At 66.9% G+C, this 23,546-nt stretch carries 20 protein-coding genes and 2 pseudogenes; 10 read left to right on the forward strand and 12 right to left on the reverse strand.

The annotated features are described in order from the left end of the window. The 5 genes from AB4Y99_RS09735 to AB4Y99_RS09755 form a co-directional block, all read right to left on the reverse strand. Positions 1-670 (reverse strand): NAD(P)/FAD-dependent oxidoreductase (locus AB4Y99_RS09735; RefSeq protein ID WP_441523169.1); only part of this gene is annotated, 670 nt, incomplete at its 3' end. Between the two features lie 64 nt (positions 671-734). Continuing rightward, positions 735-1,457, reverse strand: coding sequence for an aspartate/glutamate racemase family protein (locus tag AB4Y99_RS09740; protein WP_441523170.1), 723 nt, complete (start codon positions 1,455-1,457; stop codon positions 735-737). Between the two features lie 30 nt (positions 1,458-1,487). Further along, entirely contained in the window at positions 1,488-3,314 is a 1,827-nt protein-coding gene (locus AB4Y99_RS09745; protein WP_441523171.1) for an ABC transporter permease subunit, read from the reverse strand. A gap of 1 nt (position 3,315) precedes the next feature. After that, complete coding sequence (locus AB4Y99_RS09750) at positions 3,316-4,392, reverse strand: ABC transporter ATP-binding protein (protein WP_441523172.1); 1,077 nt, start codon at positions 4,390-4,392, stop codon at positions 3,316-3,318. A gap of 12 nt (positions 4,393-4,404) precedes the next feature. Beyond that, the gene (locus tag AB4Y99_RS09755; RefSeq protein WP_051988055.1) at positions 4,405-5,469 is read right to left on the reverse strand and encodes an ABC transporter substrate-binding protein; all 1,065 of its coding nucleotides are present in this window, start codon (positions 5,467-5,469) and stop codon (positions 4,405-4,407) included. A gap of 607 nt (positions 5,470-6,076) precedes the next feature. Between AB4Y99_RS09755 and AB4Y99_RS09760 the strand changes: the two genes are divergently transcribed. The 5 genes from AB4Y99_RS09760 (at position 6,077) to AB4Y99_RS09780 (ending at position 10,818) form a co-directional block, all read left to right on the forward strand. Next, the gene (locus tag AB4Y99_RS09760; protein ID WP_441523173.1) at positions 6,077-6,823 is read left to right on the forward strand and encodes a GntR family transcriptional regulator; all 747 of its coding nucleotides are present in this window, start codon (positions 6,077-6,079) and stop codon (positions 6,821-6,823) included. A gap of 34 nt (positions 6,824-6,857) precedes the next feature. After that, entirely contained in the window at positions 6,858-9,179 is a 2,322-nt protein-coding gene (locus AB4Y99_RS09765; protein ID WP_441523174.1) for a molybdopterin-dependent oxidoreductase, read from the forward strand. A gap of 26 nt (positions 9,180-9,205) precedes the next feature. Next, positions 9,206-9,553, forward strand: a complete 348-nt coding sequence (locus tag AB4Y99_RS09770; RefSeq protein ID WP_133560792.1) for a RidA family protein — start codon at positions 9,206-9,208, stop codon at positions 9,551-9,553. Between the two features lie 46 nt (positions 9,554-9,599). Further along, positions 9,600-9,995 (forward strand): carboxymuconolactone decarboxylase family protein, encoded by a 396-nt coding sequence (locus AB4Y99_RS09775; protein WP_038363377.1) that lies wholly within the window; start codon positions 9,600-9,602, stop codon positions 9,993-9,995. A gap of 91 nt (positions 9,996-10,086) precedes the next feature. Further along, positions 10,087-10,818, forward strand: a complete 732-nt coding sequence (locus AB4Y99_RS09780) for a hypothetical protein (protein ID WP_441523175.1) — start codon at positions 10,087-10,089, stop codon at positions 10,816-10,818. A gap of 211 nt (positions 10,819-11,029) precedes the next feature. Here AB4Y99_RS09780 and AB4Y99_RS09785 read toward each other — a convergent pair. Beyond that, positions 11,030-11,128 (reverse strand): annotated as a pseudogene (locus AB4Y99_RS09785) (alpha/beta hydrolase); the annotation flags it as partial. Here AB4Y99_RS09785 and AB4Y99_RS09790 point away from each other — a divergent pair. Beyond that, a pseudogene (locus tag AB4Y99_RS09790) lies at positions 11,126-11,587 on the forward strand (LysR substrate-binding domain-containing protein); the annotation flags it as partial. The pseudogenes AB4Y99_RS09785 and AB4Y99_RS09790 overlap by 3 nt on opposite strands. 93 nt (positions 11,588-11,680) lie before the next feature. Here the strand turns inward: AB4Y99_RS09790 and AB4Y99_RS09795 are convergent. From AB4Y99_RS09795 to AB4Y99_RS09820, 6 genes are all read right to left on the reverse strand, one after another. Then, positions 11,681-13,243 (reverse strand): ABC transporter ATP-binding protein, encoded by a 1,563-nt coding sequence (locus tag AB4Y99_RS09795; protein WP_441523176.1) that lies wholly within the window; start codon positions 13,241-13,243, stop codon positions 11,681-11,683. A 7-nt stretch (positions 13,244-13,250) separates the two neighbouring features. Then, positions 13,251-14,171 (reverse strand): ABC transporter permease, encoded by a 921-nt coding sequence (locus AB4Y99_RS09800; RefSeq protein ID WP_113252940.1) that lies wholly within the window; start codon positions 14,169-14,171, stop codon positions 13,251-13,253. Further along, entirely contained in the window at positions 14,168-15,238 is a 1,071-nt protein-coding gene (locus AB4Y99_RS09805; protein WP_248311171.1) for an ABC transporter permease, read from the reverse strand. The genes AB4Y99_RS09800 and AB4Y99_RS09805 overlap by 4 nt, the downstream gene beginning before the upstream one ends. Before the next feature lie 134 nt (positions 15,239-15,372). Then, positions 15,373-16,491, reverse strand: coding sequence for a BMP family ABC transporter substrate-binding protein (locus AB4Y99_RS09810; protein WP_191124589.1), 1,119 nt, complete (start codon positions 16,489-16,491; stop codon positions 15,373-15,375). 126 nt (positions 16,492-16,617) lie between these two features. Continuing rightward, positions 16,618-17,292: a flavin reductase family protein gene (locus AB4Y99_RS09815; protein ID WP_051988062.1), complete on the reverse strand. Its 675-nt coding sequence runs from the start codon at positions 17,290-17,292 to the stop codon at positions 16,618-16,620. Between the two features lie 319 nt (positions 17,293-17,611). After that, positions 17,612-18,301 (reverse strand): GntR family transcriptional regulator, encoded by a 690-nt coding sequence (locus tag AB4Y99_RS09820; RefSeq protein ID WP_441523177.1) that lies wholly within the window; start codon positions 18,299-18,301, stop codon positions 17,612-17,614. Between the two features lie 152 nt (positions 18,302-18,453). On the opposite strand from AB4Y99_RS09820, the gene AB4Y99_RS09825 reads away from it, so the two are divergent. The 4 genes from AB4Y99_RS09825 to AB4Y99_RS09840 form a co-directional block, all read left to right on the forward strand. Continuing rightward, positions 18,454-18,636 (forward strand): ribbon-helix-helix domain-containing protein, encoded by a 183-nt coding sequence (locus AB4Y99_RS09825; protein ID WP_038363396.1) that lies wholly within the window; start codon positions 18,454-18,456, stop codon positions 18,634-18,636. Positions 18,637-18,650: 14 nt separating this feature from the next. After that, positions 18,651-19,550 carry a DUF1989 domain-containing protein gene (locus tag AB4Y99_RS09830; RefSeq protein WP_441523178.1) on the forward strand — a complete coding sequence of 300 codons (900 nt, stop codon included), beginning with the start codon at positions 18,651-18,653 and terminating at the stop codon, positions 19,548-19,550. Positions 19,551-19,796: 246 nt separating this feature from the next. Next, positions 19,797-20,786, forward strand: a complete 990-nt coding sequence (locus AB4Y99_RS09835) for a hypothetical protein (RefSeq protein WP_441523179.1) — start codon at positions 19,797-19,799, stop codon at positions 20,784-20,786. An 87-nt stretch (positions 20,787-20,873) separates the two neighbouring features. Continuing rightward, positions 20,874-23,546: xanthine dehydrogenase family protein molybdopterin-binding subunit (locus AB4Y99_RS09840; protein WP_441523180.1), on the forward strand; the 2,673-nt coding region annotated here is incomplete at its 3' end.

The raw sequence follows: 23,546 nt of genomic DNA on the forward strand, positions 1-23,546 counted from the left end.
GGCCCAGCCCGGGTGCGAGCTCCTTGTTGCCGAGCCCGGCGGTCAGGATCACCCGATCGGCGAGCCAGTCGCCCTGAGGCGTCTCCACCCGAAAACCCGAGCCGTCCGGTGCAAGGCGCGCCACGGGGTGGCCGGGCCGGTAGTCGCCGCGCCGTTCGAACACCGACAGCAGGGCGCGCAGCAGGTGGAACGGGTTCGTCGTGCCGTCGTCGCTGCAGAACGTCGCCCCGACCACCGCGGAGCCGACCTCGGGCAGCAGCCTGCGAATGCCGGGATTGTCCATGACCTCGAACCGGCTCGGCACCGTGGCCTGGGCATCCAGATCGGTCAGCGTCTTGCTGCGGCGTTCCAGTTCCGCTTCCGTGAAGCAGAAGAAGAACGCCCCGGGCCGCCGGAAATGCAGGTCGATCCCGCTCTCGGCGCCGAGATCGTGGGCGAAATCGTCCCAATCCTTCGCCGCCCGCCGGGTCAGGTCGGCATAGGCCGGGCCGCCCGCGCCCTTGCCCTGCACCCAGACATTGCCGAGATTGCCGCGCGCCGCCCGGAAGGCGATGTCGCCCTCGTCGAACAGCGTCACCTTTTCACCGCGGGCGGCGAGACCATAGGCGACGCTCGCGCCGACGATGCCGCCGCCGATGACGGCGATTCCCGTCTTGTGCGGGCTCCTCATGCGGCCCTGCCCATGTCGTGACAGGGCGAATAGGTCCGAGCGCGTTTCATGGCAGCGTCGATGGTCAGTCCGTGCCGAAGCGCCGCGGCTTCAGCGCCGCATGGAAGGTGTTGACCATCGTGACCGCGTCGAAGACCGGCAGGCCGAAGCGTTCGGCGATATCGGCGCTGAACGGCGTCAGGTTGGTGCACTCCCCGACAATGGCACCGACATCGGAATGCCGGCTCAGGAGATCGCCCGCGGCGGCGAGCACCTCGTTGCGCAGCACGTCATAGGGAACGGTGTCGTCGCCCTCGCGGATGCTGCGGACGAATTCGGAGCTCTGCGGCAGGCCGACGACGGGTGTGTCCTCGGCGATGCCGACGGCGCGCAGATAGGGGCCGTTCAACACCTCGGCATTGTAGGTGAGGATACCGACCTTCTTACCCGTCGGCAGCATGCGCTCGACCATCGGCACCTGCAGCAGCGCGCTGGTCGCGACCGGCACGGAGCAGAAATCGGCAAGCTCGCGCTGGTAGATCGAGAGGAAGCCGCAGGTCGTGGTGATGCCGTCGACGCCGGCATCGATCAACTCCTGCGCCGCGCGCTTGAACGGTTCGAGCAGGCTGGACTGGTGCAGTTCCGTCATGCGCGAGGGCACGGCGTCGTGGACGATCTTGTACTGCACCGGAAAATCCCAGGTGCCGGCATGGCCGATATCGCCCGGCCAGCGCCGGAAGCGGCTGTTGACCATCAGGATGCCGACGGTGACGCCGTAATAGGTCTTCTGGCGAAGGTTGTTGCGCATGGAACCCTTCCGGATCGTGCCGCGTGGGCGTCAGTGGCGGCCGGCCGAACGCCGGAACCGCTCGTTGAGGAACAGGAGGCCGGTCATCAGCACCAGCAGCAAGGTCGCGACGGCCGCGAGCGTCGGATTGATCTGGAGCAGCAGGTCCGACCACATCTGGCGCGGCAGCGTGTTGAAGGAGCCGCCGGTCAGGAACAGCGCCACCGTCAATTCGTCGAAGGAGGTGACGAAGGCGAAGAGGAAGGCGGAGAGCAGGCCCGGCTTGATGATCGGCAAGGTGATCCGGCGCAACGTCTGCCACCGGCTCGCACCCATCACCGCTGCCGCCTGGTCGAGCCGCCGGTCATAGGTTGCGAGCACCGCCATCACGGTGATGACGACATAGGGCACGGCCAGCACGGCATGGGCGATGACCAGCCCGGTCACCGTTCCGACCAGTTCGAGCTTCGAATAGAGGAAGAACAGGGCGACCGCGATGACGATGCGCGGCACGATGAGTGGCGAGAGGATCACCGCGAGCGCGGCGGTCTTGCCCGGAAAGCGGTTCCAGGCCATCGCGAAGGCCGCCATCGTGCCCAGCACCAGTGCCACGGCGCCCRAAGCTAGCCCGACGACGAGCGAATTCCAGGCGGCGCTGGTCCAGTCGGAGGAAGCGAAGACGGCCTCGTACCAGCGCAGCGAGAAGCCGCCCGGATTGGCCTGCACCGCATTGCCCGGCGTGAAGGAGGCCGGGATCACGAAGAGCGTCGGGATCAGCAGGAAGGCAACGACGATGAGGAACAGCGCGAGGCTGCTGCCCCGGCCGAGCCCGCGGAAGGCGCGCGCGGGAAGCAGCCAGGCGAAGACTGCGCCGATGCCGGCACAGAGGCTGCCGAGGCCGTTGACGATCGCCCGGCCGATCACGTCGAGAATGCGCGACCAGGCCGAGACCGTTCGTGCCGAGCGGTCGGCGGAGCCGCCGGCCAGGCTCGACAGTCCGACGACTCGGTCATAGGCGACGAAGACCAGGATCGAGGCTGCGAGCAGCAGGACCGAGAGCGTGCTGGCCGCCGGCCAGTTCAGCAACTCCTGGATCTGGGTGATGATCACCTGCGTCAGCATGGTCTCGCGCGCGCCGCCGAGCAGGGCAGGGGTGATGAAGAAGCCGAGCGAGCTGATGAAGACCATCATTGCGGCGGCGCTGATGCCCGGCATGCATTGCGGGATATAGATGCGCCAGAAGATCTGGGCGCGTCCGGCGCCGAGCGTCTCCGCAGCACGCGACAGGTTGCCGTCGATCGTCTGCATCACCGGCAGCATCGTCATGACCGCGAGCGGCAGCATCGCATGCGACATGCCGATCAGCGTGCCCGTGAGGTTGAAGATCAGCGAGGCCGGTGCATCGACGATGCCGAGCGCGAGCAGGAGCTGGTTGACCGCGCCGTTCCGTCCCAGAAGGATCATCCAGGCGAAGGTCCGCACCAGGAAGCTGGTCCAGAACGGCAGCAAAACCCAGATGACCAGCGCGTTGCGGCTGCGGGGTGCGGCGTTCGCCAGATAATAGGCGACCGGGAAGCCGCCGACGACCGAGATCACCGTGGTCCAGCCGGCGATCTTGAAGGTGATTAGCAGGACGTCGAAATAAAGCGGGTCCGAGAAAGCCTTGGCGAAGTTGGCGGAGGTGATCGCTCCGCCCTGGTCGAACAGCGACAGCGACAGGATCTGCCCGACGGGGAAAAAGAAGAAGAGCGCCAGGAAGGCGAAGAGCGGGAGCAGTGGCAGGAGCGGCCTTGCGCGGCGTAGCCGCGGCTGAAGCGCTGATATCGCGGGCTCGGCAACGGGGGTGGGTTCGTAACCGCGCGCGGACATGGCCGTCATGTCAGGCGCCCGGCGGCAGCACGATGGCGTCGGCGGCGGACCAGCCGAGCGTCACGCTCTGCCCGCGCTCCGGCAGCGGCTGCCCGGATGTCAGCTCCTTCGCGAGAAGGGTCGTGCCGTCGTCGAGCCGGACATTGATCTTGGTGAAGCCGCCGACGAAGACGGCGTCGAGCAATTGGCCGCGCCGGATGTTCTCATGCGCCTCGCCGCCGCGGATGAGCTTCAGCCGTTCCGGCCGCACCATCCAGTTGACCTCGGCATCGGTGCGGTGGCCGGCATCGGCCGCCACCCTGATCGTCGAGCCGTCGGCAGAACCGAGCAGGGTCTCCGTTCCGGTCGAAAGCACCTTCGCAGGGGCGATGTTGGATTCGCCGAGGAATCCGGCCGCGAACACCGAGGCCGGCTTAAAATACAATTCCGCCGGCGTGCCGATCTGCTCGACCCGGGCATTGTTCATCAGGCAGATGCGGTCGGACATCGACAGCGCCTCCTCCTGATCATGCGTGACGTAGAGGATGGTGATGCCGAGCTCGACATGCAGACGCTTGATCTCGGTCTGCATGTGCTCGCGCAGGTTCTTGTCGAGGGCGCCGAGCGGCTCGTCCATCAGGATGATCGAGGGCTCGTAGACGATGCAGCGCGCCAACGCGATCCGCTGCTGCTGGCCACCGGACAATTCGCGCGGCAGGCGCTCCGCGACATGGGGCAGATGGATGAGGTCGAGCACCCGGCGCACCGCCGCGTCGATCTCGGCCGCGCCCATCCGGCGCATGCGCAGCGGAAAGGCGATGTTCTCGTAGATCGAGAGATGCGGGAACAGGGCATAGTTCTGGAAGACCATGCCCAGCCCGCGCTTCGCCGAGGGCTCGTCGGTGACGCGCCGCCCGTCGATCCAGATGTCGCCGCCCGTCGGCTCGGTCAGCCCGGCGATCAGCGACAGGAGCGTGGTTTTGCCCGAGCCGGACGGCCCGAGCAGCGTCAGGAACTCCCCGTCGCGCATCGAGAGCGTCGTCGGCTGCAGCGCCGCCACGTCGTTGTAGCGCTTGGTGACCTGTTCGGTTCGCAGCTTCTCCGACATCGGGCCTGCGCCTCAGCTACGGAGCAGCCAGGCGTTGAAGCGCTCGAACATCTTGTCCTTGTTCGCGCCCCACCATTCGTCGTTGCTCGGGATCAGCTTGCTGAAGTTGGCCGGCTCCGTCGGCAATTGCTTGGCGCGGGCGGGGTCGATGAACTTGAACGCCGTCTGGTTGGTCGGGCCATAGGCCAGCGCCTTGGTATAGAGCGCCTGCCGCTCGCCATTGGCGCAGGAGGCGATGAACTTCTTGGCGAGCTCCGCCCGCGGGCAGCCCTTCGGAATCGCCCAGCCTTCCATGCCGTAGAGCCCGCCATCCCAGATGATCTCGACCGGCGCGCCATTGTCGATCGCCGCCTGGATGCGCGCATTGCTGGAGGGCAGGAAATCGACCTCGCCGCTCTGCAGGAGCTGCGTCGTCTGGGTGAAGCTCGTCCACCAGACCGCGATATGCGGCTTGATCGTGTCGAGCTTCTTGAAGGCCCGGTCGACATCGAGCGGGTAGAGCTTTTTCGGGTCGACGCCATCCGCCAGCAGCGCCCCTTCGAGCGTATGGATCGGGCTCTTCGGCAGGGCGCGGCGGCCGGGGAACCTGGCGACGTCGTAGAAATCGGCCCAGTTCGAGGGGCGGGCCTTCATGTTGTCGGTGCGGTAGCCCAGCACGCTGCCATAGACGTTGGTGCCCAGCCAGTCCGGCTGCTTCGCCAGCGGCAGAAGCTCGTCGTAATCCGCGCCCGAGAACTGCAATGGCTCGAGCAGCCCGGCATCCGAGAGCAGCTTGCGTGACGACAGGGTGATCGAGACGACGTCCCAGACATAGGACTTGGCGTCGACCTGCGCCTTCACCTGGCTGGTCGGCTCGGAGTCGCGGGAGACGTTGACGAGCTCGGCGCCGGTCTTGCGGAAGGGCGCATAGAAGGCGGGGGTGAAGCCGGTGACGTAGACGCCGCCGGGATCTGCCACGGTGATCCGCTCGGCGGCGGAAGCCGGGCGGATGATGAAGGGCGCGGCGATCAGGCCGGCGCCACCGCCGAGAAGGCCGCGCCGCGAAATTCCATTACGAACGAACGAGTGATCCGGCATGACATTCCCCTTTTTCTTGGAGTCAGGTGGAGAAATGGTCTTCGATGGTCATCTATGCCTGCGTCGAAATTGGAGACTGTTCTTCAAACAGGTCAATCTGTTTTTCAAAGCGGACGAATCCATCTACGCTCGATTCTCTGCTTCCGCGAGGGATGGAATTACTGAATTCGCGTCCGTTTGTGGTAGAATAATCTACGAATACGTCGTGCCCGGTCGCTTTCAGGAAAGCGATACGCTCGTCACGGCGGGGTTGGGAAAAGTTTAGCTGAATGATCGCTGTCCCGATGGACGGCATGCCGGCACCGGCATCTCGAATCCCGGGAACGACCGCCGCTATGCCCGGGCCGCCGCATCTCATGCGGGGTTCGACATGCGGTGCGAGAGAACGTCGATCGAGCCGCCGATCGCGCCAGCCCGAGGCCGAGGCGGACGAAATGGGCTCCGCCACTGTCCTTCGGCTGAGGAGCGAGGATGCGGCCATCGACTCCATCACATGGTCATTGTCGATTTCATGTTGTCGACAATACGCAAGGCATGTAGGTTTACAACATCAAATTTGCGCCGCATTCGATTTCGCATCGACCAGCGGTTCGACGGGGAGACGCGCATGAACAAGCCGGCAATGCCCGGTGGTGCCGTGACGGCGGTGAGCGCCCGGCGGCCGGCGATCGTCGTGGCGCCGAAATCGCTGACCCAGCAGATTTCGGACCATATCCGCTCCGAGATCATCCACGACAACATCAAGCCGGGCGAGTGGATCCGGGAGAAGGCGCTGACCGAGCAGTTCGGGATATCGCGGACGCCGCTGCGTGAGGCCCTGCAGATCCTGGCGACGCAGCGGCTGATCGAGATCATCCCGAACCGCGGCGCCGTCGTGGTCGCATTGWCGGATGACGAGATCCGCCATCTGCTCGAGGTCTATGTCCGCCTCGACGTCTTCGCGGCCGAACTCGCCTGCGAAAAGGCGACGCCGCTGGACGACGAGACGATCCGCCGGCATCTCGCGACCATGGCGGAGGCCTATCATGCCGGCGACCGCTATACCTATTTCGACGCCAACCAGGCCTTCCATCTCGCGATTGCCGCGGCATCGCACAATCCCGTGCTGATCGAGATGCACGCGCAGCTCAATCTGCGCCTCTACCGCACCCGCTATCTCGGGGTTCTGCAGGCCGAGAACTGGGCGAAGGCCTTCAACGAGCACGAGCCGATCGCCGAGGCCTTCCTCAGCCGCAATGCGCCCGAGCTCGCCCGGCTGGTCTCGGAGCATCTCGGCTTCGCCTGGCGCATGGTTTCGTCCGACGAAGTTGCGAATGCGGCAGCGACGCCGGTCGATCTGGCAAGGACCGCCTGACTATCCGCTGACCTCCCGATCCGGGGTGACGACGATGTTGAAGACACCTGCACGACCGACCGTCGCCACCCATTGGGGCACCTATCGCGTGCGGATGTCCGAGGGCCGGCCCGCCGAGCTGGAAGGCTTCGAGCAGGACCCGGCGCCGTCTCCCATCGCCCGGTCGATGATCGGCGCGCTCGATGATCCCACGCGGATCGAGAAGCCGATGATCCGGGCCTCCTTCCTCGAAAAGGGCCATCGCGCGACGGGGGCAGGGCGCGGCGCGGAGCCCTTCGTCGCCGTGGACTGGCCCGAAGCCATCGCCATCGCTGCCGGCGAGCTCGACCGGGTCCGCAAGGAGCACGACAACGGCGCGATCTTCGGCGGCTCCTATGGCTGGGCCAGCGCGGGGCGCTTCCATCACGCCCAGAGCCAGATCCACCGCTTCCTCAACGCCATCGGCGGCTATACCCGCTCCGTCGGCAATTACAGCTATGCCGCCGCCGATGCGATCGTACCGCATGTCGTCGGCGACCGCCGCGGGCTCGTCACCGATCACACTTCATGGCCCGTCATCATCCGCCACGCCCGGATGCTGGTGATGTTCGGTGGCCTGCCGCTGAAGAATTCGCAGGTGAGCTCGGGCGGGATCGGCCGCCACATCCTGGCCGAGAGCCTGGAAGCCTTCGCGGCGAACGGAGGCGAGCTCATATCGGTCACGCCGATCCGGGACGATGTCGAGGAGCGTTTCGGTGCCACCTGGCTGCCGATCGCGCCCAATACCGATACCGCGCTGATGCTCGGCCTTGCCCACACACTCTGGAGCGAGGGGCTGCACGACAAGGCCTTCCTCGCGCGCTGCACCACCGGTTTCGACAAATTCCTGCCCTATCTCTCGGGCGAGAGCGACGGCGTCGCCAAGACGGCGGAGTGGGCGGCCGCGATCTGCGGCATCGATGCCGAAGCGATCAGGGGCCTCGCCCGCAGGATGGCGGCCCAGCGGACCATGATCATGCTGGCCTGGGCGGTGCAGCGTGCGGATCATGGCGAGCAGCCTTGCTGGATGGCGATCACGCTTGCCGCGATGCTCGGCCAGATCGGCCTGCCCGGCGGGGGCTTCGGCATCGGCTACGGTTCGGTCAACGGTATCGGCAATCCGATCCTCGACCTCGCCTGGCCGTCCTTCTCGCAGGGGAGCAACGGCGTCGACGACTACATCCCGGTGGCGCGGATCTCGGACCTGCTGCTGAAGCCGGGAGAACCCTATCAATTCAACGGGCAGGAGCGGCGCTATGCCGATATCCGCCTCGTCTACTGGGCCGGTGGCAACCCCTTCCATCACCATCAGGATCTCAACCGCTTCCTCGAAGCCTGGAAGCGGCCGGAGGTGACGATCGTCCATGAGAGCTGGTGGAATCCGCTCGCCCGCCATGCCGATATCGTCCTGCCGGTGACCACCCAGCTCGAACGCAACGATATCGTCTGCTCCAGCCGCGATCGCCTTCTCGCGGCTTCGCACCGGGTCGCCGCGCCGTTCGGGCAGGCCCGGAACGACTACGATATCTTCGGTGCGCTGGCTGCCGCGCTGGGCGCGGAAGCGACCTTCACCGAGGGGCGGGCCGAGGAGGAGTGGCTGCGCTTCCTCTACGAGACGGCGCAGGAGCGTCTCGCGGGGCTGGGTTTCAACCCGCCCGATTTCGAGACCTTCTGGGAGGAGGGGGCGCTGCTCTTCCCGGAGCCGGAACGGCAGCCATCCCTGTTCGAGGCGTTCCGGCAGGACCCTGCCGCCAACGCCCTGCCGACGCCGTCCGGCCGGATCGAGATCTGGTCCGACAGGATCGCCTCCTTCGGCTATGACGATTGCCTGGGCCACCCCGCCTGGCTCGAGCCGCGGGAATGGCTCGGCGCCGGCAAGGCGGCGCGCTTCCCCCTGCATCTGATCTCCAACCAGCCCAAGACCAAGCTCCACAGCCAATACGATCAGGGCTCGCATTCCCGCGCCGCCAAGATCCGGGGGCGCGAGCCGGTGCGGATTCATCCGGCCGATGCCCAGGCCCGCGGGATCGGCGATGGCGACATCGTCCGCCTGTTCAACGATCGCGGCGCCTGCCTTGCGGCGGCCGTGCTGTCCGAGGCGGTTCGTCCCGGCGTCCTGCAGCTCGCCACCGGCGCCTGGTTCGACCCGGCGATGCCGGGTGTCTCCGGGAGCCTCGAAAAGCACGGCAACCCCAACGTCCTGACCCATGATCTGGGGACGTCGCGCCTGGGGCAGGGGCCGAGCGCGCAATCCTGCCTCGTCGAGATCGAGCGCCACGACGGCGATGTGCCGCCCGTGACCGCCTTCGATCCGCCCCCGATCGTCAACCGCTCCTGAAGACGCCAACCCGCGCGGAGATATCCATGCTGATCAAGAGAGCCGATTCGAACGGGCGCCGCAGCCGCGCCGTGGTGCATAACGGCACGGTCTATCTCGCGGGGCAGGTGGCGGATGACCGCTCGGTCTCCGTGGCCGGCCAGACCGCCCAGGCGCTGGCGAAGGTCGACGACATGCTCGCGCAATGCGGCAGTGACCGCACCAAGATCCTGTCGAGCATCATCTGGCTGAAGTCGATGGACGACTACAAGGCCATGAACGAGGTCTGGGATGGTTGGGTCAACCCCGATCACGCGCCGGCGCGCGCCTGCGTCACGGGCGACATGGCCTACCCCGATATCCTCGTCGAGATCATGGTCGTCGCGGCCGCGTGAAGGCCCCCGAAAGCAATCCGGCCGCATGAACCCTGGGAGACAGCCGATGCCTCGCCCGAAAGCGATCGAATACAGCGAAGCCAGCGATGCGGTGAAAGCCGTCTATGACGAGATCAAGTCGGCGCGGAAGCTCGACGACGTCAACAATTTCTGGAAATACCTCGCCAATGACGAGAAGACCCTKCGCCGGACCTGGGACAGCGTCCGGGAGGTGATGGCGCCGGGCGCGCTCGACCCCCTCGTCAAGGAAATGATCTACGTTGCCGTCAGCGTGACCAATAATTGCGGCTACTGCATCGCGAGCCACAGCGCCGCCGCCGCCAAGGCGGGCATGACGCCTGAGCAGTTCCAGGAACTGATTGCGGTCGTCGGCATGGCGAATGAAACCAACCGGCTGGTGAACGGGTATCGCGTGCCGATCGACCCGGCCTTCGAGAGATAGCCGCGGCGGTCGTCAGCGATCGGCCGATCGCAGGCACCCGGCGGCGTGTCGCGCCTCCGGAGAATTTTCCTCCGAGCGCGAGGGTGGAACGATGCTTCGTGTAGGTCTTGTCGGGCTGGGTCGTATCGCCAGGACATTCCTGAGCCTGCGGACGGCGGAGGATGATGCGCACTGGCAAGTCGTCGGTGTCCTCAAGCGGAATGTCGCAGCGGGCGACAAGGCGGATTTCCCTGTTGTCAACACGCTTGCCGAAATCGGCGCATTGGCGCCGGATCTTCTGATCGACTTCACCGGGCCGAGCGCACTCAACGCTTACGGAGCCGATCTTCTCCGTCTTGCCGACGTCTGGACGGTCGGCGCCGCGGCCCTCGTCTCCACGGCGCTCGAACGGGATCTGCGCGAGGTCGCGGGGCAGACGGGGCATCGCCTGCGATTGCTGCCGGGCGCGATCGGCGGGTTGGACGCGCTTTCCGCCATGGCGGTTGACCCCGACTCGACTGTTTCGATCTTGGCCTGCACGGCGTCGAATCCGGTCGCGTCGGGGGTGATCGACGATGCACGCTCCGTCGTTGGCAGGAGCCGTGGCGTGAACGTCATTGCCACCGCCGCCTTCGCCTCGCGCGGCCTGGACCGGACGCCGGTCGATCACGTCGCGGTTGGCGACGGGGAGCAGCGCAGATTCGCCATCGAGGCCGACGGCGCCTACGGGTCATTTCGTGTCTGCATCGATCCGGTGACGGACGCGGAGCGCGGTACCATGCTTGTGGCCGCCAGTGCCATCGCTGCCCTGCGGAATGGCTACCGCCCGATTTGGGTCGGCTGACGCTGTCTTCGTTGAAACGCTCGCTCGCGGAAACGAACCGYGGGCGATGCCAGCTTGAACGGATATTTGCCAGGGCCGAAATGGGCGAAGACCCGGAAGTCAAGCCGCCCAAGGCGCGACGAAGGTTTGTGCCCGGTGTCATTCGATGCACCCTTGCCAAGGGAAGCGGTTGCGCTCGGGTCGCCGCCACTTCCTTCGATCCCGGCTTTCGTCAGGCGGCGAGGTGCCGGTTGAAGAAACTGGTCAACTTGTCGAACGGGATCGCGTCGACCTTGTCATAGAGATCGACGTGGCTGGCTCCCGGGATGAGAGCGTCGAGAAGGACATGATCGCCGTGCGGATCGGCCCGGACTGGCGGCTGGTGGCCGTGGCATCGCCTGCGTATCTCGACATGCACGGCGTACCGCAACATCCGCAGAATCTGGTCCGGCACGTCTGCATCAACATGCGCCACGAGACAGCCGGCGGACTCTATGCCTGGGAATTCGAGAAGGATGGACAGGAGCTGCGCGTCCGGGTCAGCGGTCAGCTCACCTTCAACAATTCCTACGCCATGATCGATGCGGCGGTGAACCGCTACGGCATCGCCTATGTACCGAACGATATCGTGGAGCGTCAGGTCGCATCGGGCGAACTGGTCCAGGTGCTGGACGACTGGTCGCCCTTCTTCGACGGCTATTTCCTCTATTATCCCAGCCGCCGACAGAATCTCCCGGCCTTCAAGGTGATCGTCGAGGCATTGCGCCACCGACGTCCGGCAGGTCCCTGAATCGTTGGGGGCCGCTTTCGGGCAATGCGCCAAGGTCAGCTCGTGGCGCGACCCCGACACGCCGGTGATTTTCCGGCGATCCCGAGAGCAAGCCTAGCCGTCGGATCCACCGGCCAAATACACTCCCAGGCTGCCGCGATCGACATGGGCGATCGGCGCCTTGTAGGTGATCCGGCCGTTCGAGATCACCGCGACCGTGTCGGCAAGCTCGAGCACCTCGTCGAGATCCTCGGAGACGAGGAGGACCGCCGCACCGTTGTTCCGTGCCTCGACGATGCGCGCACGGATGTCCGCGGCCGAGGCGAAGTCGAGGCCGAAGCAGGGATTGGCGACGACGAGCACAGAGATCCGCTCGGAGGAGAGTTCGCGCGCGAGCACCGCTCTCTGCACATTGCCGCCCGACAGCGCTCCGATCGGAGCGTCGGGCGAGGGGCCGGCGACACGGAAGCGCGCCATCAGCTCGCGGCCGGCCGCGCTGATCGCGCGACGATCGAGCCACCAGCCGCGCCGGCTCAGGGGCGGCTTCTCGAAACGCCGAAAGGCGATGTTGTCGGCGATCGACATTCCGAAGACGGCAGCGTTCCGCAGCGGCTCCTCCGGCACGACGAACATGCCGGCTTCGTCGAAGGCGCGCCGCGTCGGCACGAAATCGCGCCCGTTCACGAAGATCTGCCCATCCGTCAGCGGCCGCTGTCCGCAGCAGGCCTCGACCAACGCGTTCTGTCCGTTCCCGGAGACCCCGGCCAAACCCACGATCTCGCCCGCAGCGACTTTAAGGCTCACACCGCGCAAGGCCGGTCTGCCGTCCCCGTCCTCGGCGAAGAGCCCGGCGAGCTCCAGCGCAGGCTCGTGCGACCGCGGCATCTCGCGCCTGAGCGGCTGCACCGCCTTGCCCTTGTCCGGCCCGGGCGCTTCGCCGACCATCATCGCGGCCATTTCCCGGGTCGTCAGCCCGCGCCCCGAGCCGGCGATCCGCCCGTGCCGCAATATCGTGACGGCGTCGGCGAACGCCTTCACCTCGCGAAACTTGTGGGTGATCATCAGCACGGTGATCACGCCGCGCTCGGCCATCGCCTTGAGATGTCCGAGCATCTCGTCGGCCTCGGCCGGGGTCAGCACCGATGTCGGTTCGTCCAGGATCATGAAGCGCTGGTCGAGGTAGAGCAGCTTCAGGATTTCGAGCTTCTGCCGTTCCCCGGCCGAGAGTGCGCCCACGTTCCGATCGAGCGGCACGCGGAACGGCGTGCGGTCGAGAAAGGCATCGAGCCGTCGCCTCTCCGCTGCCCAGTCGATGACGGCGGGCGCGTTGCGCCGCGCGATGACGAGATTCTCGGCACCCGTCAGCGAGGGCACCAGCGTGAAGTGCTGGTAGACCATGCCGAGGCCGAGCGCCTGCGCCTCGCGCGGATTGCGGATCCGGGCCTCGCGGCCGTCGAGCAGCACCTCCCCTTCATCGGCGCGGTGGAAGCCCATCAGGCATTTGACGAGCGTCGACTTGCCGGCGCCGTTCTCGCCCAAAAGCGCATGGAACTCGCCGGCCGGGACCTTGAGCGAGACGCGGTCGAGCGCCTGGAACGCGCCGAACCGCTTCGACAGGCCGATGGCTTCGAGGGCTGCGCCCCTTGCGGCTGGAATGGTGAACGCCTCGGGCATCATGCCTCCCTCACCGGGTGATCGAGAGCTCGCCCGGCGCGTGCCGGGCGGCGCGACGGGCACTGCCCGTGCCGGCCATGACGAGGAGGGTCAGGATGTAGGGAGCCGCGTTGAAGAAATAATAGCCCGCGGTGACGCCGATCGACTGGAGCGCCGGTCCGAGCGCGCCGGCCGCGCCGAAGAGAAGCGAGGCGGCGAGGCAGCGCCGCGGCTGCCAGCGGGCGAAGATCACGAGCGCGACCGCCATCAGCCCCTGTCCCGACGACAGCCCCTCGTTCCAGCTTCCGGGATAGAAGAGCGACAGGAAGGCCCCGCCGATGCCGGCACTCGCCCCGCCCAGCGCAGTTGCGACGAGGCGCACGCGGTCGACGGCGATGCCGAGCGCACGGGCCGCGGCCGCGTCGTCCCCCGTGACCCTGACGACGAGGCCGGCGCGGGTGTTGCGAAACGCCCAGTCGAGCAGAAAGGCCAGCGCGATGCCCAGGAGAAAGAGCGGGCTGACGTCGAGCGCGAGAGCGAGCGACGGGATGCCCAGCCAATCGCCAAGCGGGAGTGAAGGAAGCCGGGGCGCAGTCGGCTGGATGTAGGGCTTGCCCAGGAAGACGGCGAGACCGGTGCCGAACGACATCATCGCGATGCCGATTGCGACATCGTTGACGCGCGGCAGGCGGCAGATCGCGCCGTGGAGCGCACCAAGGGCGAAGCCGGCCGCCGCAGCGGCAGCCACGCCCAGCCAGGGATTGCCGCTATGGTAGGAGACGGCGAAGGCGACCATCGCGCCGAGCACGAGGGTTCCCTCGAGCCCGAGATTCACACGTCCCGACTTCTCGGTGAGGCATTCGCCGAGCGAGACGAAGAGAAAGGGCGTCGACACGCGGATCGCGCCGGCGACCATGGCCACGAGGACCGCGAAAAGGCCGGCATCGGTCATGGCCGCTGCCTCGCGCCGCGAGGCTGGAAGATCGCAAAGCGCCCATAGAGCGTCTCGCTGGTCAGGAGGGTCACGAAGATCACGCCTTCGAGGAGCGCGACCGTCGCGTCGGGGAGGCCGAGCCGCCGCTGGATCAGGCCTCCTGCGGCGCTGAGCCCGCCGAAGAGGATCGCGACCGGCGGGATTGCGAGCGCGTTGTGGCGGGCGAGGAACGAGACGAGGATGCCGGTGAAGCCGTAGCCCGCCACCAGAGAGACATTGGCGGCACCGTGGACCGTCGCCACGTCGAAGAAGCCGGCAAGGCCGGCGGCCGCCCCCGCGAGCAGGCAGCAGAGCACGAGCAGGCGCCCGACCGGCAGACCCTGGCCGAGCGCGGCGTGCGGATTGCCGCCCGCGATCCGGATGGCGAAGCCGGTTGTCGTCCGGCTGATCAGCACATGGGCCGCCAGGCACGCTATGAGGCCGGCCACCAGACCCCAGTGCACCGAGGTGCCCGGGATCGGACCGAGCATGGTTTCTGCCCCGATCGGATGGGTCGACGGCTTGTTGGGCGAGGCCGGATCGCGCAGCGGACCTTCGACCAGGAAGGAGAGCACGGCGACCGCGATATAGGCGAGGAGCAGGCTCGCGATGGTCTCGTTGACGCCGCGCCGATGGCGGAGCACGCCCACCAGCCCGATCCAGAGCGCGCCGGCCGCCGTTCCGGCGATYGCCATCAGCAGGAGGACGAGAGGGGCGGGCGCCCAGCCGAGCAGCGGCAGGGCGGCGGTTGCGGCGGCGAGCCCGCCCATGACGAAAGCTCCCTCCCCACCGATGATCATGAGACCGGCGCGGGCGGGAAGCGCAACGCAGAGCGCGGTCAGGATCAGTGGCGCTGCGCGCTGAAGCGTGTTCTGCCAGGAAAAGGCCGTGCCGAATGCGCCCCGCCAGAGCAGCTGGAAGAAGGCGGCGGGCGACTGTCCCATGGCGAGCAGGATCGCCGAGAAGATCGCGGCCGAGATGGCGAGCGCGAGCGCGGGAACGACGACGAACTCGGCAGCCCGGCGGAGCTCGTCGGCTCCCCGCATCGCGAAGCCCGCCGAGCCATGCGTCGCTTGATCTCCGGAAACCGCAGGTCTTTCCATCTCGCCGCCATAGCTCCAGACGTTGCCTTGCGGAGCCGGGCGGAGGCAGAGCGGGCCGCCTTCCGGTCCGGCTGACCTCAGGTGACCGATCCCTCGATGCCCTCGACGAGATAATTCGCGGTCTCGAGTTCGGGCGCGTAATTGCCCAGCGCGCTGCCCGGGGCGACGATCACGTTGCCCTTGTTGTCCCTGATCGGGCCGGCAAACATCGGCTGCCCCGCCCTCAGGGCCGCGATCGCTTCCGTGGCGGCACGGCGTGCCTCCTCGCTCGCGCCCGCGCCGAAGGGCGTGCTGGTCACCATGTCCTTGTCGTACCCGCCGATCGCGACGTTCGGCAGCGGTTCGCCCCTGGCGAGCAGCTCCGCGAAGCCCTTGTAGATCGTCTCGTACTTGGTTTCGGCGCCGGTGATGAAGCCCTTGGGTGCGAGGGCAGCCTGCGAGGTGTTGTGGCCGCAGCTCTTCACGCCGCGCCGCTCCAGCGTCTCGACGATGACCTTGGGGCTGTCGACATGGCAGGCGACGACATCGCAGCCCGCGCTCGCGAGCGCGTTCGCGGCCTCGGCCTCCCGCACCGGCAGGGACCAGTCGCCGGTGAAGATGAGCTTGACGGTCGCGCCAGGGTTTCCCTTGCGCACGCCCAGCATGAAGCTGTTGATGGTCCGCAGGACGAGACTGATGGGCTTCGCCGCCACGTAGCCGATCTTGCCGGTCTTGGAGGACAGCCCGGCGGCGACGCCGTTCACGTAATGCGCCTGGTCCATATAGGCGAAATAGCCGCCGAGATTGGCGGGATGCTTGTCGGCCGACCAGAGCGTCGTGGGATGGCGGAGCTGCACATCCGGGTACTGCCTGGCGATATCGACCATGAACGGATTGAAATAGCCGAATGAGGTGCCGAAGATCAGCTTCGCGCCGTCGAGCTCGATCATCGACTTCATGGTGTTCGCCACGGCGAGCGTCTCGGGCACGTTCTCCTCTTCGACGACGGAAACGCCCGGAACCGTCTTCAGGGCTTCGACCGCCGTGGCGTGCGACTGGTTCCAGCCGAAATCGCCGCGCGTGCCGACATAGATGACGCCGACGACGAGCTTGTCTGCCGCACCGGCCGCGCCGGGCCATCCGGCCGAGGCGAGCGCCGCAGCGCCCGTCGTGGCCCCCAAGACGAGGCTCCGCCGCGAGATCCCTGCTGCTGTCATGTTCGTCACTCCCCTCTGACCGGAAACCGCCGCCCTCGCTGGCTCTTCGCCTTGCGAGTCATTCTTGCGTTTCGGCATCGCCGGGCCCTCCCCGGAAGCGGCCATGCGCCGCGCGAGCCGTATCCATCAGGCCTCGACGGGGCCGGGCGTCCGCACCGGCGGCGGCGCCTTGTCCCAATCCTCCGCCGTCATCGTGCGGAGGTCGAAATAGTCGCGGGTCCGTACATAGCCGTGCCCACCCATGCGGCCGATCGCGTCGATCGCCGCCTGATCCACGTAATGGTTCTCGGGATCGACGGCGTCCTCGCGGATATGGGCCGCGACCACCTGACCGAGAATGATCTCGCGGGAGCGGCCGAGTTCGAGCGTGACGTAGCGGCGGCATTCCAGGCTTGCCGGCGCTTCGCCGATCCGCGGACATTTGATCTGTGAGCCGGGAACGGCGGTGAGGCCCGCCTGCGCGAGCTCGTCCACCGTCGCGGGAAACGGGACCGCGCAGACGTTCATGCGCTCGACCAGGGCATCAGACACGATGTTGACCGTGAATTCCTCGGTCATCCGGATATTTCGCGCCGTGTCCTTGAACGCCATGTCCGGCTTGTTCTCGACCCCGAGCGCGACGATCGCGGGATCGGCCGAGAGGCAATTGAAGAAGCTGTAGGGCGCGGCGTTCACCCGCCCCTCCTCGTCGACCGTGGTGACGAGCGCGATCGGGCGCGGCACGACGGTGCCGATCAGCAGCTTGTAGCGTTGGCGGGCGGTAAGCGCCGCGAAATCGAAGAGGGTGTGCGAGCTGGTCATTGCCCCTCGATCGGACGGGAAGATGCCCGCGATGTCGCGCACATCTTCCGTTGAATGACGAATATTCTCGTATGCATGATTCTGATATTCAAGAATACAATATGTGCATCGCGTTGCCGAAAATGCACATAAAAGCATCGGCATCGATTTCGCGTCGATGCACGAAACACGCCGGGAGTGCGACCGGGAGCATCGTCGGCCGGATGCGGAGAGGCGCCATGCGCCGCCCGGGGTTCGGTAGATCAGGAGGGAGGCATGAAAGGCGGCGAGAAGCCCGGCGACGCGTCATCTCGCCGGCGTCGAGCCAGGGAAGGGCGCCTCACCCGGCCGTGCTGTAGCGCGCCAGAATATCGGAGATCCTGACGTCCTCGACCTCCTGAGGCCTGGGCAGCGCCCGCGCCTCAACGGCGTGAAGATGCTCGTTCATGATGCTGATGGACGCCGCAGCATCGCGCGCGCGCAGCGCCGCGATCACGTTCCTGTGCTCGGCGGTCGCGCATTCGGCGACATGCGGTCGCCCATAGACGGCGAGGATCAGGGAGCAGCGCGAGACCACCTCGGAAAGATAGCGCGCAAGCAGCGCATTGCCGGCGAGGCGCGCGAGGACGATATGGAACTCGCCCGCGAGCCGGCTTGCCGAGGCGGTGTCGCCGCGCTGGGCCGCGGCCTCCTCCTCGTTCACATGGGCCTCGAGCGTCTCGCCCATCTCGGGCCGCCAATGGGCGGTCAGGCGCTGGACGATCTGCTGCTCCAGGCAATGCCGGACCTCGAAGATTTCCCGCGCCTCGTCGAGGCTCGGGATGGCGACGGTTGCCGTCCGCTTGCGCTTGATCTCAACCAGCCCCTCCTGGCTGAGCCGCATCAGGGCCGCCCTGACCAGCGTCCGGCTGATCCCGAAATGCGCGCCGATCTCGTCCTCGCGCAGCTTGGTTCCCGGCGCGAGCGCCTGCTCGATGATGGCGCGCCTGAGCGCCTGATAGGCAATGTCGGACCGCGACGAGATTTCCATGGGTCACGGGGATATCGCAAGAGTCGCTCGAGGCGCAAGTATGCGCAGCATCGCCGTCCGCGCGCATGAAACGAATTCATGATTGCCAATCTGATCCTTAATCACGTATACATGAATAGGTCCTCAACGCGAGGCAGGCAGGAGCATCCCGGATGGCAACACGCATTGTCACAATCGCGCTGAACCAGCAGCAGCTCGAACTCGTCGATCGGACCCTGGCCAAAGGCCTCGCGGAGGATCGTGCCGCCCTCATCCGGCATGCGCTGAGGCGCTATGCGGCCCGCCACCTGCCGGAGCAGGGCGCGGCAACTCGCCCGAGCCTGGCCGTCGGTTGAGCAGAGGGCAGCCTATGACGCGAGAGATTCTTCTCGACTTCGTCCTTGAGCCGGGCACGGGCAAGGCGCTCGAGGTCCGCAAGGGCCAGATCCTGCGCCTGGAGCAGATCGACGGCGGCCAATGCCTCGATTTCAACTGCTTCAATCTGCACGACTACAAGGAATATTTCCACGCCGGTCGGACCCGCACGCTGCACGGGCTGCATCCGACGAAGGGCGACTTCCTGTGGTCCGCGCCGCCGCGCGAACGGGCGATGATGTTCATCGCTGCGGACACGGCCGGGGCCAACGACGTGCTCTTCCCGCGCTGCAGCGCCAATCTCTACGAGTCCGTCTACGGGTACTGCACGCACACCAACTGTCAGGATATCCAGGCGGAGGCGCAGCGCGAATACGGCTTGACCCCAGACGACGTCCACGACTCCTTCAACCTCTTCATGGAGACGGGCGTTGACGACGCTGGGCGGCCCTACATCACCCGGCAGACGTCGAAGCCGGGTGACCATGTCGACTTCCTCGCCCTGATGGACGTGCTGGCCGTGCCCAATATTTGCGGGGCCGACGTGATGCGCACCAGCAACTTCTCGCTGAAGCCGGCCAGGATCAGCATCCTTCAGGCGACGGAGGCCGATCTCGCCGCGGTCCCCGTCCTGCCCGTCTGGCGCACGCAACGGACCGTCGCGGACTTCAGGCAGCAGAGGATCAAGGCCGACAGGGAATTGCGGCGCGATTCCGCCTATGTCGCCGAGTTCGTGAACGTTCCGATCCTGACCACCACCGTCGAAGTGCCGCTCGACGAAGACGAGCAGACCCTGCTCGACCAGCTCAAGCGCAGCGAGCTCTATGACGACGATGGCGCAGCGCTGCGCGACATCCTCTTCAGCTGGTGGGAGGAAGAACAGCTCGCCCGCTGATTTCGAATCTTAATAACCTTCATGATACCAAGTCGAAGAGGGGGTGACCGAGATGACATGCGCTGCGAAAGCGCTCCGTGCGCGCCATTATCCGGCCATGCTGCTTGCAGCGCTGCTCTCCGCGACGGCCCTCGGCGCGGCGGTCGCGCAGGAGGTCCCGGGATTCATGGACGTCGTGGCCGGCGCTCCCAGCCAGCCACAGGCCGGCGATGTCGGCCGGCTGGACGAGGGGCTCTGGGCGACGGCATGGTGCGCCGGGAGGCGACGGCGGCCGAAAGGAAGGTCATAGAGCTGAACAACGTCATGTTCGGCATCTACGACAACAATCTCAGGAAGTTCATCCGCAACCTGCGTGAGCAGAGCCCGATCATCATCGGTCTCTTCAACGGCGATGGYGGCTCGATGATCCTGTACCCGCCGGGGAAGGCGCCGATCGTCGCGCCGCCGGTGGCGCCGGTCTACCGGCTGGTCAAGTCGGTCTCGCACAGCTCCATGGCGATCTTCCAGCTCGTCGCGACCGCCGTGCGCGATCCGGCCGGGGACACGTCCTGGCGCGCTCCGGCGACGGCCTATCGGGCCAGCCTGAACGAGGCGCTCGGCAGCCTCGATGCCATCGAGCTCACGCCGGAGCAGCGCACGGTGCTGCGCGAGCTCATCACGCGCAACATCGCCTTCCTCGACGCCTGCCTCTCCAAGGGCAGCTTCACCTATCCGGAGTTGGAAGCCTTCGCGCAGGGGCTGCGCCCGCTGATCGGCAAGACCACCGAGATCGCCGGCCTTGCCCAGGTCCAGCACTGGACCACGGTTCTGAAGGACTGGCGGCGCATGCTGGGGGCCGATTGGGAGCGGACCTACGCTGCCACCAACACCCTCTACGTCACCCGGCGCAACAACATCCTGTTCACGCTGCTCGCCCAGCAGATGGGACGGGAGGCGATCAACACCCGCCTGCTGCTGCTGGAGACCTCCGCCTTCACGACGAAGCCGCAGCAGATGCTGGAGCTGCTCGCCCGCATCGTGGCGGATCGCGCGCTCGGCAAGGTGTTCTTCAACGACTACTACCTGATGGATTCCGAGCTGCTCACCGACGGCACGCGCAAGGCGATGGCCGATCTGGCGGCCCAAGCCGGCGAACAGGTGATGCTGCCGCCTCTCGCGCCGTTCCTGAGCAATGCCTGGCCGTGGCAGACGAGCACCGAGTACGCGCAGGGCCCGAGCCAGATCGACTGGAAGTGACGGGCGCGTTTGCGCCCTCGACTCAACGACAGGCGCAGATCGGCGGGCGGCGCCGTTAGCGCGGATACGCAGGGCGGGAGGAGAAGAATGGGAGCCGGCATTTCACGCAGAGGGTTCCTGCGGGCTGGAGCGGCGGCGGGCGTCGCGCTCAACGTCTCCTTCCTCGCGCCGCCGGCCGGGGCCCGGCTGATCGAGACGCCGCCGCGGCCCGGCCCGGACTGGCTCACGCCCGCCGGCCGGCCGCGCTATCGCCTCGATGCCATCGCCAAGGTCACCGGAGCCAAGACCTTCGCGCGCGACTATCGCGCCGCGGACCTTCCCGGCTGGCCGCGCGAGCAGTCGCACGCCTTCCTCCTCCACGCGACCAAGGCCGACAGGAGCTTCGAGGGCATCGACCTGACGGTTCTCGGCGAGGCGCTGAAGCCCGACCGGATCGTGCTGCACGAGGATCTCGTCGCGGACGGTATCACAGTGCCCCATCCCGACTTCTTCGGCGACGTCTTCCTGGTGCCGAAGGGCGAGACGCCGCGCCTGCTCGGCCAGCCGGTCGCGCTGCTGATCTATCGCGATTTCGCCCGCTACGACGCCGCCAAGCGCAAGGTCCGCTTCGACGACGGCGTCGTGCGCTACGGCGCGGCGACCCCCTACAACCAGCCGCCGCATTACGGCGCATCGCGCTATGTGCGCATCGACGGCGGCTCGCCCGAGGCCGAGGACCGCTATTCGCCGTTCAAGGACAGCGTCATCTTCGGCAAGTTCTCCGGCGACAAGGCCGTCTGGCCGAGCCCCGGCGAGGGCGATGCCATGGCGCGCGGCATGGCTGCCGCGGCGCAGATCGAGCAGGACATCGCCGCAGCCGGCAGCGACGCGCTCGTCCTGAAGCGGAGCTATTTCTCGCAGTCGATCGACGCCTCCGCCATGGAGGCCGACAACGGCAATGTCTGGTACGACGCCGCGACCGGCGTGCTCCACGTCATGGCCGCCTCGCAGTCGCCCTATGAGGTGGCGGAGGTCTCGGCCGAGCTGGTGTCGACGTCGAAATTCCTCCTGAAGGAGGTCGACCTCAAGRTCGGCTACACCGTCGGCTACGGSACSAAGGACCACTACATCTTCCCGCTCTTTTGCGTGCTCGCCGGCCTCTATGGCGAGGGACGGCCGGTGCGGCTCGCCAACGACCGCTTCGAGCAGTTCCAGACGGGCCTCAAGCGGCATGCCTTCTGGATGGACAACACGCTGGTCGTCGACCGCGACACCGGCAAGTTCCGCATCATGACCGGCCATTTCAGGACCGATGGCGGCGGGCGGGCGAACTACTCTTTTTCCGTCGCCTTCGTCGGCGCCACGGCGGCACAGTCGATCTACTATCTGCCGCAGAGCGACTTCTCGGCCGCCGCCTTCGCGTCGCGGGCGGTCGAGGCCGGTTCCACGCGCGGCTACGGCACGCTCCAGTCGATGTCGGCGACCGAAATGATGGTCGACGAGGCGGCAGAGCTGCTCGGGATCGATCCGATCGAGCTCCGGCTGAGGAACGTCTTCCGCTCCGGCATGAAGAACACCCAGGGCGCCATTCCGGCGGGCGCGCTGCGCAACGAGGAGATCCTGCTCAAGGCCAGGGCGCATCCGCTCTGGAGCGAGCGCGCGCAGAAGAAGAAGACGTTCGAGGCGGCCAATCCGGGCAAGAAATACGGTGTCGGCTATGGCCATGTGCAGAAGGACTACGGCACCGGCGCGGAAGCCGCGCTCGCCTCGCTCGAATTCGACCCGCGCGGCCGGATCAGCTTCCGCCACGTCGCCCACGAGATGGGGCCCGGCGTCACGACCTCGCAGGCGATCATGGTCGGCGAGATTCTGGGCCGCGTGCCGGACGAGACAGAGTACGGCGTCGTGCGCTGGCCGCAGATGCCGCTCGAGACGACGGACGAGCCCTATACGCTGAGCCAGGACGAGGAAGACCGGCGCAAGCAGAACCCGCGCTGGACACCCCGCATCACCTCGCCGATGAGCGCGACCAACAGCGTCTACTATCTCGGCCATGCGACGCGCGAGGCGGCCCGAATCCTGGTCGACCTCGCGCTCTGGCCGGCGGCCAGGTCGCTCTGGTCACGCGGGACCGGCGGCGGCGCGCTCGCGCCCTACGACGTGCGCCGCGAGGATCTGCGGCTCGGGGGCGGCATGATCAACGCAGGCGGCATGCCCCCGCTCGCCTTCGAGGCGGTGGCGGCGGAAGCGCATCGCCTCGGCCTGCCGACCGGCGTGACGGTTCATACCTTCAACCGCTGGCAATGGACGGAAGCCGAGTTCGACGTGCCCGAGCGCGGCCGCCTGCGGCTGTCGATCGATGCGCTCGCCCTGCGCTACGGCGAAGGCGCGTCCGAGGAGCACAAGCGGTCGATGACGACGGGTGGCTGGCATTTCATCGAGCGGGCCGCAGTGTCCTATCCGCCTGCCCAACGCAACAATGCCGGCGTCACCTATTACGCGCCGATGGCGACCCTCGCCGAAGTCTCGGTCGATATCGGCAGCGGCACCGTCACCCTGCTTTCCCACCACTCCATCCTCGAATGCGGCCGGCAGGTCGTGCCCGAGCTGGTCTCCGGCCAGATCCAGGGCGGCATCGCCATGGGCATCGGGCACGCCCTCAAGGAGTATCTGCCGCTCTACGAGGACGGTCCCGGCGACGGCACCTGGAACTGGAACCGCTACGAGCTGCCACGCGCGAAGGACGTCGCCCTCTGGTCGCAGACGGCGGAGGTGCTGCCC

It is taken from the genome of Allobosea sp. TAB14, from assembly GCF_052113865.1.
Taxonomy (GTDB): domain Bacteria; phylum Pseudomonadota; class Alphaproteobacteria; order Rhizobiales; family Beijerinckiaceae; genus Allobosea; species Allobosea spartocytisi.

Excerpts from the sequence above, each read along its gene's own strand:
- AB4Y99_RS09740 (WP_441523170.1), bottom strand. The coding sequence starts at position 1,457 with ATGCGCAACAACCTTCGCCAGAAGACCTATTACGGCGTCACCGTCGGC.
- AB4Y99_RS09750 (WP_441523172.1), bottom strand. The coding sequence starts at position 4,392 with ATGTCGGAGAAGCTGCGAACCGAACAGGTCACCAAGCGCTACAACGAC.
- AB4Y99_RS09755 (WP_051988055.1), bottom strand. The coding sequence starts at position 5,469 with ATGCCGGATCACTCGTTCGTTCGTAATGGAATTTCGCGGCGCGGCCTT.
- AB4Y99_RS09765 (WP_441523174.1), top strand. The coding sequence starts at position 6,858 with ATGTTGAAGACACCTGCACGACCGACCGTCGCCACCCATTGGGGCACC.
- AB4Y99_RS09770 (WP_133560792.1), top strand. The coding sequence starts at position 9,206 with ATGCTGATCAAGAGAGCCGATTCGAACGGGCGCCGCAGCCGCGCCGTG.
- AB4Y99_RS09780 (WP_441523175.1), top strand. The coding sequence starts at position 10,087 with ATGCTTCGTGTAGGTCTTGTCGGGCTGGGTCGTATCGCCAGGACATTC.
- AB4Y99_RS09795 (WP_441523176.1), bottom strand. The coding sequence starts at position 13,243 with ATGATGCCCGAGGCGTTCACCATTCCAGCCGCAAGGGGCGCAGCCCTC.
- AB4Y99_RS09800 (WP_113252940.1), bottom strand. The coding sequence starts at position 14,171 with ATGACCGATGCCGGCCTTTTCGCGGTCCTCGTGGCCATGGTCGCCGGC.
- AB4Y99_RS09810 (WP_191124589.1), bottom strand. The coding sequence starts at position 16,491 with ATGACAGCAGCAGGGATCTCGCGGCGGAGCCTCGTCTTGGGGGCCACG.
- AB4Y99_RS09815 (WP_051988062.1), bottom strand. The coding sequence starts at position 17,292 with ATGACCAGCTCGCACACCCTCTTCGATTTCGCGGCGCTTACCGCCCGC.
- AB4Y99_RS09820 (WP_441523177.1), bottom strand. The coding sequence starts at position 18,301 with ATGGAAATCTCGTCGCGGTCCGACATTGCCTATCAGGCGCTCAGGCGC.
- AB4Y99_RS09825 (WP_038363396.1), top strand. The coding sequence starts at position 18,454 with ATGGCAACACGCATTGTCACAATCGCGCTGAACCAGCAGCAGCTCGAA.
- AB4Y99_RS09830 (WP_441523178.1), top strand. The coding sequence starts at position 18,651 with ATGACGCGAGAGATTCTTCTCGACTTCGTCCTTGAGCCGGGCACGGGC.